Annotated in this window: 11 protein-coding genes; 4 read left to right on the forward strand and 7 right to left on the reverse strand. The window is 32.1% G+C overall.

Annotated features, from left to right (window positions below; genetic code table 11):
• The first annotated feature begins 179 nt into the window (after positions 1–179).
• Entirely contained in the window at positions 180–677 is a 498-nt protein-coding gene (locus GQR97_RS18790; protein WP_158851209.1) for a CPBP family intramembrane glutamic endopeptidase, read from the forward strand.
• Positions 678–804: 127 nt separating this feature from the next.
• The gene (locus GQR97_RS18795; RefSeq protein WP_158851211.1) at positions 805–1,206 is read left to right on the forward strand and encodes a hypothetical protein; all 402 of its coding nucleotides are present in this window, start codon (positions 805–807) and stop codon (positions 1,204–1,206) included.
• 13 nt (positions 1,207–1,219) lie between these two features.
• Here GQR97_RS18795 and GQR97_RS18800 read toward each other — a convergent pair whose 3' ends face one another.
• Positions 1,220–1,840 carry an L-threonylcarbamoyladenylate synthase gene (locus GQR97_RS18800; RefSeq protein WP_158851212.1) on the reverse strand — a complete coding sequence of 207 codons (621 nt, stop codon included), beginning with the start codon at positions 1,838–1,840 and terminating at the stop codon, positions 1,220–1,222.
• A 112-nt stretch (positions 1,841–1,952) separates the two neighbouring features.
• Here GQR97_RS18800 and GQR97_RS18805 point away from each other — a divergent pair, with 112 nt between their 5' ends.
• A complete protein-coding gene (locus GQR97_RS18805) occupies positions 1,953–2,822 on the forward strand; it encodes an alpha/beta hydrolase (protein ID WP_158851213.1) in 870 nt (289 codons plus the stop codon).
• Positions 2,823–2,886: 64 nt separating this feature from the next.
• Here the strand turns inward: GQR97_RS18805 and GQR97_RS18810 are convergent, their stop codons facing one another.
• Positions 2,887–3,543: a hypothetical protein gene (locus tag GQR97_RS18810; protein WP_158851214.1), complete on the reverse strand. Its 657-nt coding sequence runs from the start codon at positions 3,541–3,543 to the stop codon at positions 2,887–2,889.
• A gap of 167 nt (positions 3,544–3,710) precedes the next feature.
• Entirely contained in the window at positions 3,711–5,993 is a 2,283-nt protein-coding gene (locus GQR97_RS18815) for an ATP-dependent helicase (protein ID WP_410488951.1), read from the reverse strand.
• A 229-nt stretch (positions 5,994–6,222) separates the two neighbouring features.
• Between GQR97_RS18815 and GQR97_RS18820 the strand changes: the two genes are divergently transcribed.
• The gene (locus tag GQR97_RS18820; RefSeq protein ID WP_158851216.1) at positions 6,223–7,767 is read left to right on the forward strand and encodes an FMN-binding glutamate synthase family protein; all 1,545 of its coding nucleotides are present in this window, start codon (positions 6,223–6,225) and stop codon (positions 7,765–7,767) included.
• Between the two features lie 56 nt (positions 7,768–7,823).
• On the opposite strand, the gene GQR97_RS18825 is transcribed toward GQR97_RS18820, so the two are convergent.
• The 4 genes from GQR97_RS18825 to GQR97_RS18840 all read right to left on the reverse strand — a co-directional run bounded on the left by GQR97_RS18825 (position 7,824) and on the right by GQR97_RS18840 (position 13,858).
• The gene (locus tag GQR97_RS18825) at positions 7,824–9,584 is read right to left on the reverse strand and encodes a hypothetical protein (protein ID WP_158851217.1); all 1,761 of its coding nucleotides are present in this window, start codon (positions 9,582–9,584) and stop codon (positions 7,824–7,826) included.
• Between the two features lie 84 nt (positions 9,585–9,668).
• Complete coding sequence (locus tag GQR97_RS18830; protein WP_158851218.1) at positions 9,669–10,409, reverse strand: LytR/AlgR family response regulator transcription factor; 741 nt, start codon at positions 10,407–10,409, stop codon at positions 9,669–9,671.
• Entirely contained in the window at positions 10,409–13,258 is a 2,850-nt protein-coding gene (locus GQR97_RS18835; protein ID WP_158851219.1) for a histidine kinase, read from the reverse strand. The genes GQR97_RS18830 and GQR97_RS18835 overlap by 1 nt, the downstream gene beginning before the upstream one ends.
• A gap of 48 nt (positions 13,259–13,306) precedes the next feature.
• On the reverse strand, positions 13,307–13,858 hold the full coding sequence (locus GQR97_RS18840) for a hypothetical protein (RefSeq protein WP_158851221.1): 552 nt from the start codon (positions 13,856–13,858) through the stop codon (positions 13,307–13,309).
• Positions 13,859–13,877 lie beyond the last annotated feature (19 nt).

The raw sequence follows: 13,877 nt of genomic DNA on the forward strand, positions 1-13,877 counted from the left end.
ACACAATGGGAAAATGGAAATAAAATTGTAGAACAAACATAATATAACACCTATTGCTAACATGTATAAAAAACATAGGGCATCTTTGGCTAAACAGAGACGAAAGCACTTACAACCTACCCTGCGTTTCTTGCACCAAACTTAGTGTGAACTATGCCTCTTAAAGAACACAATAGATAATGAAAAAATCACTACAATTTGTAAGGTTTAAAAAGTTTAATGTTTTAATACAATTACTAATATTTACTTTTATACTCTTATTTATTGGAGAGATTTTAGAATTAGTTTTTGGCATATTTTTTGGAAACAATAATTTTTCAAAATTAGACTTTAGTGATAGTTCTATTGAATATGTGTTGTTCGAAACAGTAATTTTATCTCCACTAATTGAAACGTTTTTTATTCAATTTCTTCTGCTTGAATTTTTACGAGTGCTTTTTAACGGATTATCAATAAATTATTTTTTAGCAGTTTTAATATCAGGTTTTATTTTTGGAGTGTTACATCATTATAATATTCCATATATGATAGCTTTAACAATATTAGGTTGGATGTTTGGATATATTTATGTCTTTTATAAAAAAAACAAGAAAATACATCCTATTTTAGCTGTATTGATTACACATTCTTTATATAACTTAATAATTGTATTAAAAGATTACATTTTAGTAAATTAGAATAATTCAGTTGAAGAGCACCTTTAGTAAGTAAAAATAAAAAGATTATTAAACACAAAATCTATAGTATTCATTGTAGAATTCAACTAAAAACTCAAGAACTTGAGTCGTAATTTAAATAGAACCCATGAAAAAGTCAAACCAAAAACAATATCACTATATTTTAATACTCTTTGCGTTTATACTATTTAGCTGTAATTCTGGTAAAGAAAAATTTATAATTGAAGAAATCGAAGAACCTACTAATGGCACAGCCATATCAATAAGAAAGTTTGAAGTTAAAAGTTTTGGTTCGAGTTTCTCTTATTCTACGAACTCTACTGACAAAGACAACGAAGTAAAAGACATCAAAATTAGTTTCAATAATGAGCCACTAAGCACTATTTTAGAGAAATTGGAGCATTCATACAATATAGGCGACCTTAAAAAAGATCCTATATTGAACATTGACTATTACAGAGAAAACATAACAAATGAAAAGGCCGTTAAAGACATCATTTCTCAATTAAAAAAAACGTACCAGTTTTAAAAAAGAGTATAAATTAAAAAATATCCAAACTTCCCTTACCTTCACGAATAATAACTGGTTCACCTTCAGAAAGATCAATAACTGTAGAAGCCTCATTATCACCATAACCACCATCGATTACTAAATCGACTAAATTACCCCATTTTTCAAGTATCAATTCAGGATCTGTAGTATATTCCAAAACAGTATCATCATCATGGATAGATGTCGAAATAATAGGATTCCCTAACAGTTTTACAATATCTAAAGCAATAGCATTATCGGGTACACGAATACCAACTGTTTTCCTTTTCTTAAATGGATTAGGCAAGTTTTTAGATCCCGGTAAAATAAATGTATATGGCCCAGGAAGTGCACGTTTTAGGATTTTAAAAACAGAGGTGTCAATTTGTTTTACATAATCACTTATATTACTTAAATCGTGACAAATAAAAGAAAAATTAGCTTTATCCAACTTAACACCTTTAATACGTGCAATTTTCTCTAAAGCTTTTACGTTAGTAATATCGCAACCCAAACCATAAACGGTATCGGTTGGATAAATTATGAGTCCACCACGTTTCAAAATAGCGACCACTTTTTCAATCTCTTTAGGATTTGGGTTTTCCTCATAAATTTTAAAAAATTCAGCCATAATAACTATCTTGCATTACATTATTTACTGGTACAAAGTAAATATTATTTTTAACATACAATTATATAGTCCGATATACTTCAATTAAAAAAGTTATAAAATTATTAACAATATGAAAGTTTTTAAGTTTCTCTCCCTAAATCTCTTAGTTTTAATTACCTTTTTAGGTTGTTCAGAAAAAATAGAACCTATTGCAACAACCAATATTTTAGATACCACGCAAGTCTACGAAGAGTTTGATGTTGTTTATGGTGATGATGAGAACCAAACCTTCGATTTATATTTACCAGCAAACAGAACGTTAGATACTAAAGTGATTATTTTAGTCCATGGAGGCGGTTGGTCTGGAGGTGACAAGACGGAAATGGATGCACTAAAAACACTTTTAATTGAAGATTTTGCTGATGTGGCCATAGCCAACATTAATTACCGATTAGCAGACAGCAACAACAAACCTTACCCAATGCAAACCAACGATATTAGTACCGTGGTGAGATATTTAAAAACAAATGAGATTAAACTTTCTATTTCCGACCAACTTGGTTTTATAGGTACAAGTGCCGGCGGCCATTTATCCTTACTTTGGGCTTATAGTTTTGATACGTTACAAAAAACGAATATGGTTTGCAGTATTGTTGGCCCTACCAATTTAACCGACCCAAATTATGTTACTGCAGCGGAAGAAAGTGATGAACTAGCCACTTATTTAAACTTATTTGGTGATAATCTTACAGATGAATATTTGCAAGAAGCAAGCCCGCTCTATCAAGTTACTGCCAATGCACCTGCTACGCAATTGTTCTACGGTGGAAATGACCCGTTAATACCAATTAGCCAAGGCGCAGATTTAAACGAGAAATTATCTAAACTAAACGTAACTCACGAATATACACTTTATCCCGAAGCTGGACACGGCTGGACAGGTTTAGAGTTTTTAGATACTTGGACAAAAATGAAAGCATTTATAAATACTAATTTGTAGAAATAAAAAAGGCTAAAATTCAGAAATTGAATTTTAGCCTTTTTTATTTTAATATATTTTTTTTCTAACGCATGCCGCCACCTGGAGGGCCTCCTTGTCCTCCACTAGACATTCCTGAGTTGCTACTTTGATTCGATTCCGGCTTAGGGTTTTGTTCCGATTTAACGAAAGTTTGATATTTAATCCACTTAGTATATTGTTTTTCGCTTAAAATAGCTTCTAAGCCTTTATTTAACTTTACCTCAGCAGCTTTAACTTCTATTTTAGCAGGATTAATTTTTGCTTCAATTAAAGCACGTTCTGGATCTTTAGAATCATCAGAAGCGTCACTTCTATCCATTCTTGAACCACTTTCACTTCGACTAGACTGCATGGCTTTCATCTTAGCATTTACATACACATTCAATGTATCAAAGTTATCCTTATTTAAAAGTGCAATTTCATTTACTCGGTTATTATACTTCTCTATAGATTTACGAACCTTTAAGATTAGTTCTTTATCCTTTTTCTTAATTTTAATTTTCTTAATGGCAGCTTCGTCATCATAATTAAAAATTCCTGCAACTTTAGAGGCACTAAATTCAACCATTTTTGGACGCTCTTGGCTGCTCATTCCGCTACTTCCTCCTGGGCCACCACCTTGTCGTCCTCCGCCACCGCCAGGTTGCGCATGTATAAAACTAAAACTTAAAACGCATACTATTACTAAAAGAATTCTCATATAAATTTATTTTTCTGTTGTTCTTAAGTTTAGATGCGGAATCGAAAAAAAACTTTCGGTGTTGGGAAAACTTTAACGGTTTCAACTAAAATATAAATTTCATACCAAACCTAAGAACAGACCATTTTAAATATCAAATTAATAAAACCATCTCTTCTTAAAAAACTCTACCCAATAACCTCAAGCTTCGCAAACCTTAATAATAACTTCTTAATACCACCATGTTGAAAACTAATTTCAGCTTTCATATCTGCACCTACACCTTCAATTTTCATAACTTCACCAGTACCAAAACGGATGTGCTTTACAATATTACCAACAATTAATTTACTATCAAATAAATTGGTATTATTACCTGTTTTAGCAACAGGTTTTAAATTTTTAGGTGTTGTAACTTGAAACTTTTCCGGATTAGATTTAGTAGGTCCGCCTTTTTTAAGCACAGCTTGTTTTGCAGGTTTAAACCTAATTTTATTTGGATTTGCAGGTTTATTGTCAACATCACCAAAAATATTAGCATCCAGCATCGGGTTAAATCGGCGCTCCTCTATTGGTGTTACAATATCGAGGTATTGTTCGTCTATTTCTTCTATAAAACGACTCGGTTCAGAATCTACTAATTTCCCCCAACGGTAACGAGATAGCGCATAAGTTAAATACGCTTGTTTTTCGGCACGTGTTAAGGCTACATAAAATAAACGACGTTCCTCTTCAAGTTCGCTACGCGTATTCATACTCATACCACTTGGAAACAAATCCTCCTCTAAACCAACAATAAAAACATGTTGAAACTCTAGCCCTTTTGCCAAGTGAATCGTCATTAAAGCCACGTGATCGGCATCACCTTTATCAGAATCTAAATCTGTTGATAAGGCAACATCTTCGAGAAATTCGGCTAAATTACCTGTGGTGTCGGCTATTTCTTTTTGGCCTTCCACAAAATCTTTCATACCGTTTATAAGCTCCTCAATATTTTCTATTTTAACAACACCTTCTGGCGTGTTATCCTTTTTATATTCGGAAATTATTCCTGCTGTTCGGGTCACGTATTCAGCCAATTCAAAAACATCGGCTGTTTGATTTAATACTTGGAAAGTTTCAATTAAAGTAACAAAATTTACAAGCTTAGTTTTGGTTCCTGCATTAATTTTAACATCCGTTTTATCGATATTTTTCATCACCTCGAAAATAGAACGCTTGTAACCATTGGCTGCAACAATCAATTTATCTACGGTAGTTTGACCAATACCACGGCCAGGGAAGTTTATAATTCGTTTTAATGCTTCCTCATCGGCTGGATTAATAATTAATCGCAAATAAGCTAAAACATCTTTAATTTCTTTCCTTTGATAAAAAGATAAGCCTCCATAAATTCGATACGGAATATCTCGCTTTCTTAAAGCATCCTCAATAGACCGCGATTGAGCATTGGTACGATACAAAATAGCAAAATCACTATTTGGTAACTGGTCGTTCATTTTAGTTTCCCAAATGGTACTTGCCACATAACGCCCCTCATCACCATCGGTTAAAGATCGGTTTACTTTTATTAACGGTCCTTCATCATTAGCTGTCCAAACTATTTTTTCAAGTTTAGTTTCATTTTTATCAATAATTGAATTGGCAGCATTTACAATATTTTTTGTAGATCGGTAATTTTGTTCCAATCTAAACTCCTTCACATCATCATAATCCTTCTGGAAGTTTAAAATATTGCTAATATTAGCACCACGGAAGGCGTAAATACTCTGCGCATCATCTCCTACCACACAAATATTTTGAAATTTATCTGATAAAGCTCGAACAATTAAATACTGGGAGTGGTTTGTATCCTGATACTCATCAACCAAAATATATCTAAATCGGTTTTGGTATTTCGCCAACACTTCCGGAAAACGAGTTAATAGTTCGTTCGTTTTCAATAGTAAATCATCAAAATCCATCGCACCTGCTTTAAAACAGCGATCTACAAATTCTTTGTAAACTTCACCCATTCTAGGTCGGCGTGCCATTGCATCGGCTTCTTTCAATTCTGGATTTTGAAAATAAGCACGAACCGTAATTAAACTATTTTTGTAAGATGAAATTCGAGAACGTACCTGCTTATATTTATATAGATCTTTATCTAGCCCCATTTCTCTAATAATAGAAGAAATCAGTCTATCGGAATCTTGAGTATCATAAATAGTAAAATTAGATGGATAGCCCAATTTATCGGCTTCTATACGTAAAATTTTGGCAAATACGGAGTGAAAAGTTCCCATCCATAAATTTTTCGCTTCACTATTACCAACAATAGTTCCAATACGCTCTTTCATTTCACGAGCCGCCTTATTGGTGAAGGTTAACGATAAAATATTAAACGGATCAACGCCCTGACTCATTAAATATGCTATACGAAAAGTAAGCACACGTGTTTTACCAGAACCTGCGCCGGCAATAACAATCATAGGGCCATCCTTTTGTATGGTAGGTGCCAATTGAGCTTCGTTTAACTTACCTAATTGCACCTTTAATTCCTTCTCTAAATCCTTTTCCAAATCCTGTTCATTTTAAAGCGTGAAATTAACCATTGTTACGCATTTTTTAAGTTTGAATTATTAAAAATTATGAACAATCAACTTAAATATTTAAGTTTTAAATATCTTTACGTCTAAGTTATTCAAATAAAAAAAATATATGTTAGATTTTCTAGGAACAATTTCATGGTGGGTATGGGTCTTAATCGCACTAGCCATTGTGGCCATTCGTGATGTATTGCAAAAGCATCACACCATAAGTCATAATTTCCCTATTGTAGGCCATTTGCGCTATTGGTTAGAAAGTATAGGTCCCGAAATGCGACAATATTTTGTAGCAAATAACCGTGAAGAATTACCTTTTAACCGTATAGAACGTGGCTGGATTTACGCCTCTGCAAAAAAAGAAAACAACTACGAGGGTTTTGGAACCGATAGAGATATTTTCCAACATCAACACATATTTGTCAATAATGCCATGATGCCTTTTGAAGTAAAAGACAAAAACCATCCGCACATAACCGATAAAACCTTTTTGCCGTGTGCAAAAATAATGGGAGAATTTAATAAACGTAAAAAACCATTTCGTCCAGGATCTATAATCAATGTATCGGCTATGAGCTTCGGTTCGCTTTCTGCAAAAGCAGTAGAATCCATGAACAAAGGTGTGAAAATAGCAGGCGCTTACCATAATACTGGTGAAGGTGGTTTATCTCCATATCACAGCTACGGTGGCGATGTTGTTTTTCATTTTGGAACAGGATATTTTGGTGTACGCGCTGCGGATGGTGGTTTTTCTATGGAAAAATTAGTTGCTTTAGTAGAGAAAAACCCATTTATACGTGCCATAGAAATCAAACTTTCACAAGGCGCAAAACCAGGAAAAGGCGGAGTTTTACCAGGTGCAAAAATAACCAAAGAAATTGCTGAAATTCGCCATGTAGAAATGGGAAAAGATGTGCTTTCTCCTCCCAACCATAAAGCATTTTCTAACGTACCAGAAATGTTGATTTTTATCGAAAAAATAGCAGAAGCAACGGGCTTACCTGTAGGTATAAAAGGAGCTATTGGAAAACTAGAACAGTGGAAAGAATTGGCAGATATTATGCAAAAAACAGGTAAAGGTCCTGATTTTATTACGGTAGATGGTGGCGAAGGCGGTACAGGTGCTGCACCTCCAAGTTTTGCCGACCACGTATCTTTACCATGGGTTTATGGTTTTTCCGATTTATACAAAATGTTTAAAGATAAAGGACTAAGCGAGCGTATTGTCTTTATAGGAAGTGGAAGATTAGGCTTTCCTGCTAAAGCAGCGATGGCCTTCGCAATGGGTGCCGATTGTATTAACGTAGCTCGTGAAGCTATGATGAGCATTGGTTGTATACAAGCACAAATTTGCCACACCAACCGTTGCCCAACAGGAATTGCTACGCAAAACAAATGGACACAAAACGGTATCGATCCAACTTTAAAATCTGAACGTTTAGCTCAGTATTTTAAAACCTTTAGAAAAGAATTAGTAGAAATTACACATGCTGCAGGTTACGAGCATCCTTGCCAATTTAAAATGACCGATATAGAAATTAATATCGACGGCAACGACTTAGCAAGAGACTTAAGCAGAACCTATATGTACGAGAAAACAAAAGTGCCTTTTAATGGCATGCAAGCTTTAAAAAATTGTGAATATTTAGGAGGTAAATAAAAAAAAAGCCGTTTCTATTATAGAAACGGCTTTTTAATTTTAAGATTAAGATCTAGTTAATTATCTCTTAACACATGGATTGTAACAGAAAGTGTTCTTATACTTCCTGCTGTGTCTGTATAGGTTCCATTAATCGTTGCATCAATATAATCGCCAATATTACCATAGCTCGCCAAGTTTAGCTGTAAACTATTCGCGACATTATAATCCAAATTTACATTTCCTCCTTCAAAACCAAACTGAGAGAAAGCATAATTACCAGGCGTTATTGTATCGATTCCTATATAAAACCAATCGTTAGTAGCTCCAGTGTTCGATTTTGCATTTATCGTAAAACCTGTACCTTGTTGGTAAGTATTTGCATCGATACCTATAACATAATAATCTACTGGATTATTATCTACCTGTATACTAACGTATTCTGTTATAGAATTACACGCTATAATATTTCCAACATTACTATTGGTGAAATTAAACGTTAACTCATTGGTTGTTTGAAAACTATCATAATCTACACCTTCTAATGTAAAATCGAGAACAGAAGGACATTGTAATACTGAAAATGAAAATGAACCATTTGTTACTTGAGATGTTGCATATTGGTTACCATAATCTAAAACCACATAACCATTTGTAACATTAACACTAGAACAATCTACCAAACTTCCCGTAATAGTTGAAGAAACAACTGAAGACAGTACTACATCTCCTAAATTAGTATCTGCTGAAAAAGGACCAACTGTAGTAGTATACTCTAAATCTCCACATTGATTAAAGGCTTTTAAAGTTAATACCTCATTTGCAGGTATTAATCCACAAATTTCGCCGTCGCCATTAGAATTACCAATTCTTGGATAAACAGCACCACTTCTCCATAACTCTACTTTCACATTAGAAACAGGATTATTAGCATTGTCTACAATATTTAAACACAGGTTTACTGTTGGAAATTGTGCATCGCAGTTCCACCAAGAAAAATGAGCAACTTCTCCAATATATTTTCCGCCTACTAATGTTGCAATACCATCTTCAATCCAATATCCATTAACCTCATCAAAATGCCATAACGGTATACTTGCTGGCGCTACACTTATTTGTGCAGGATCTACAGGTAATTCAATTTGTGCAAAACTACCATCGGCAATGTTTAATTTTTCTCCAGAATCTCCTTTTAATTCAACATTTATCATCCCGTAAGTTTCTAAAACACGCTCTTGTCCATTAGAATTTTGAGCTTGTAAACTTCCTGGCATTAAATCTTCCACATCAGGATTAGCTGGGTCTAAGTGATATACAAATACCTTAACATTCCCTGAGTAAGCGTTTCCGTTTTCATCTTTAAAATCACCATCAAAACTTACTTTTGTTCCATTGGTTAAAGAAACCTCACTACTGCTTCCAGAAGCTACTGTACCGGCTAAATGCTCTGCTACTAGTATTATTTTAATTTGGTTTGTACCAGAAGTTGGCACTACGGAGCGCATTCCTTTTAAATAACCCAATTTTTCGGCTGTAATAAATGCTAAATCTTCGTTTACATCGGTATTATTAATAATAAACATACCGTTTTCGTCTGTAGAAGCAATCTTACCTCCTATTGTAATGTTTACATTTTCTACAGGTAAATTTGTTTCATCAACAATTCTTCCCATAAAATCTCTTTGAATACTTGAACCTAAATCTAAAGTTGCTTCGCTATTTTCTCCAAAATCTACAGAAGAGTCATTACTATCCTTTGGATCGCATGAAGTAAATAATGTGCTTAACACTATAAATAGGCTAAGCATAAATCTAAAATTTTTGTTTACTATTTTCATAATTCAAATGTTTAAGTGTTCGATTTTTACTGATTATACACTTATATACATTTACCTTATTTTTTGTTACCCTATTTTTTAAAATTAATTAAATAAACTTAAAAATGCTTTTCTATTTGTTTTAGATATAGGTACACGATATTCGTTATCTAAAACAACATAACCTTCATTTTCAAAATGACGCACTTTTCCAAGATTAATTATGTGAGATTTATGACATTTAAAAAAATTAGAGTTTAACATTTTTTCGAACTTCCCTAAATTGTAAGAGCTCATTATTGTTATTTTATCTATTAAGTGAATTTTAGTATAACCATCGTACCCCTCTAAATGTAAAACTTCATCTTGAGGAATAAAGGAAACTCCTTTTTTAGTAGGCACCACAATTTTGTTATTGTTAGAAATATTTTCTTCTAATAAACTTACCAATTTTGAGTTATTATCACTTTCATTTTTTAACTTTATTAAGTCTAAAGCTTTATTTACAGCAGCAATCAAATCATCATTATCCACAGGTTTCAAAATATAATCTATGGCAGATTTTTTAAAAGCTTCAATAGCATATTCACTATAAGCTGTTACAAAAATGACCTGAAAATTGACATTTTTTAATTGAGCCAACAGTTCGAAACCATTAATTCTAGGCATTTCTATATCTAAAAACAAAATGTTAGGTTCTTCTTGCAAAATAGCTTCTATGGCTTCTTCTGGTTTTTGAAAAGCACCTAAAACTTTAATAACAGGAAACAGTTTTTTTATCTTGCGTTGTAAACCTTTCAAGTTTGAAATTTCATCGTCTACCAATATGGCCGTTATACTATCCATTATTTATTTTTTTCAATTATAAATATCGACTTATTCCCTTTATCCTCTCGATCCGGATACATTTCTTCTTTACTGTAACTTATGTTCCATTTTTCTGAAGAATTTAAAAAGTGTAATCTATCTTTTAAAACATTAGAAGATTTAACTTCCTTTTGGTTTCTTTTTTTTGTCTTCACAAACCCAACTCCATCATCAATAATTTCAACCTTAAAAGTGAGCGGATTGATGTAAATAAAATTAAGCGTAATTAACCCGTTATCCATTTTATTAAAAACTCCATGATTTACAGCATTTTCAACAATGGGTTGCAACAACATGGTTGGTATGGTTATGCGTTCTTTATCTAATTTCACATCAATATTGATGGTAAAATTCAGCTTTTCTTTAAACCGAAGCTTCTCTATCTCCAAATAATTATGAAGCACACTTATTTCTGTTCCTAAGGAGATTTCGTTTTCTTTGGATAACTCGAAAAATTGACGAATAAGTTTTGAGAATTTCACTAAATATGTTTCGGAAGCTTCAAAATTATTTTCCCCAATATAATATTGTATAGCCGATAGAGAGTTGAAAACAAAATGAGGATTCATTTGAAACCTTAAGGCTTTTAGTTGTAGTTCTGACAAGCGCTTGTCTTGAAATATTTGTTGATTTTTTTTGAATTGTGAGCGTTTTACAAAAAATCTAGAAATTAACACAACAAGAATAATACTTAGTAATACAATTAATCCTTTTACCCATATGGCCTGCCACCACAAAGGCTGAATAGTAAAACTTAATTGCTTTTTCGCACTGTTAGTATCTATATACAGCGTATATTTTCCGGGTTGAAGATTATTAAAACTAAAATTATTAGTAGTTGTTGAAACCCAATCTTTTTGAATAGGTTTTAATTTGTATTTATATGAAAAAACATCGTCTCCTGACGAAAAATCAATATGCGATATATTGAAATTTAAATTATTATTTTTTTGATATTTAAAAACAGAATAATCTGCAGAAATATCACTTTTATTATATGTTGCCTTGTCTATATAAACATCTAACAAATGGGTTTCGTTTTGTACATCTTTAGGTAAAACTACAATCCCTTTGTCTGTACTCGCCATTAATTCATTCTTGTAAACAATAACATTACTTACGCTGTTAGAAGATAAACCGTTGTTTTTATCTATGATCAATTGTAGGCTAAAAACACCGTTGTTTTTCGTGTATTTTAATATACCAGACTCTGTTGCTAACCAAATAATATCATCTTCAATAAAGGCATTATTTACAATTTGAAATTCGGAACCAGGAAGTTGTTTTATGGTTTTCAAATCTGAAATGTAAGCGCCAAAACCATCTGTATTTATTAAAATATCGTCTTCTGAAACTGCTTTAAGGTTTAAAATAGACTTATTAAAATCTTGATTGGTAAATGGTATAGATTTAAATTCTTCATCTATAAACTCTTTTAAACCACTAGATGTAGCTACTAAAAGTTTCTGATTGAATAGGAATATTTGATTAACCCCTTGTTGATCATACTGGTTTTCAATACTGTAATTATTTGGATTTATTTTATTCATTCCAAATGAAAACCTAGTATAAAAATAATCATCATAATAAACTAACTGCCTGATTTTATCGTTAATACCATTGATGTTATTTAAAAAATCCAGCTTCTCAATTTTATTGTTTTTTGCGATTCTTACACTCGATTTAGACAGATAATATTCTGCGTCTAAAGCTTTAATATAAGAAGCATCAAAAATATAATCATCTTCTGCTATAAACTGTACAAACTCTTTTTTAAGATCATCATATTTATAAAATCCTTTATTAAAAACATTGGCGATTATTTTATCATTCACATAAGCAATGTTACTTACGGTTTCTGCAGATAAGCAATATTTAACTTGTTGTTTTTCTTTAGGCAAGTGGTAAATACCATTTGTAAAAGTACTTAACCATATAGAACCCACTTTATCATAAAAACCAAAATGTGCTTTTAATTCCTTCGGAATATAATATGTATTGGTGATATAAAAATTGGAGTCTAGCATACCAACAAAGCCTTCTCCTGAAATTTGCAAGCCATTATTCACAAGATTAATCCTTACGTATTTAGACGTTTCAACATTAATCTCATTTTTAAAATTTCTCCTATATAATTTTAAAGTATTTAAGTTGAGAAAAGCGTATTCTTTATTATTTACCCAATAAAATAAACTATCGGTAATTTGGCCTCTTACATTCTTATTTTCAAGTACATCTTTAAACTCAAAACCATCAATAACAGTCTTATTTTCATCTCTAACAAAAATAGAATCTTTAGCTGTATTTGTTGTAAAACTTGAAACCTGAGCATGCTTAACATAAGCCACTCTTATTAAATCTTCTGCTCTAGAATCGGCTAGGCTACGCCATTTTTCATCTTTTAAAACATGAAATTTATTAGAACCCGTTAAAATAATAGTATTATCAACCTGACTTGAAAAAATTGGACTAAAAATCTCTCCTTTTTGCTCACTCTCAAAACCGTATACACTATCACTCTCTATGTAACCTAATTTTGATGATTTAGATAAATACCAAAGCTTATTATCTGGTGTTGGGTAAATTCCCCAAACATCATTATTTGCCAAACCGTCTTTAGTAGTAAACACTTTAAAGGTATTGCCATTATATTTAACCAAACCTTTAGCAGTGGCAAACCATAAAAACCCTTTTTGATCTTGAGCTATTTTATAAATATGGTTACTTGGTAAACCATTATCGGTAGTGTAATTTGTAAATTGTTGTGAAAAGGAAAAACTCCATATCGAAATAAGTAATAAAGCGATATAGAGTTTTTTATATTTCAATAGTATTTAATTTTAATTGATTAAAACAAAAGTAAGGGTTTTAAGTATTTATTGATCTATTTCTCGTAATACTCTACCTTCACCTTCTACATAACCTTGAATAGCAGGATCTAATGCATCAATATAATCTCCAGAAAAGGTGAATTCTATATAATCGCCTACAATTACCGGGTGTGCTGTAACTGTGCACATAATAGGTGTGCTTGGTAAATTTGTTGTACTAGAAATAAACATGTTTCCTGCAAAAATATCTGTAAAATAAAAATTACTAGTAACACCATCTGAAACTCCCCAAGCAAAATTAGTAGTAGATGTAAACGCGTTGAAATCTTGAAAGGTAAAACTTCCATCTACAATAGGGCTTGATCCTGATGCTGTTTCGGCACCTGCTCTAAAAAAGAACTTTTGGTATACGGAATTAGTATTTGAAGTAAACCAACCTTTAGCTTGCGAATCGAAAACTCTTTCTACTCCGTTATTAACGGTATATTTAAAATACTCATCGGTATTACCTGTAGACATTAATGCATCATCACTACTGCAACTACTCATTAATAACAATATAACGGTTAAGCTTATTGATTTTAAAATTTTATTCATAGAAAAATATCGTTTAAAG

The sequence above is a fragment of the Algibacter sp. L1A34 genome, from assembly GCF_009796805.1.
Lineage (GTDB): Bacteria > Bacteroidota > Bacteroidia > Flavobacteriales > Flavobacteriaceae > Algibacter.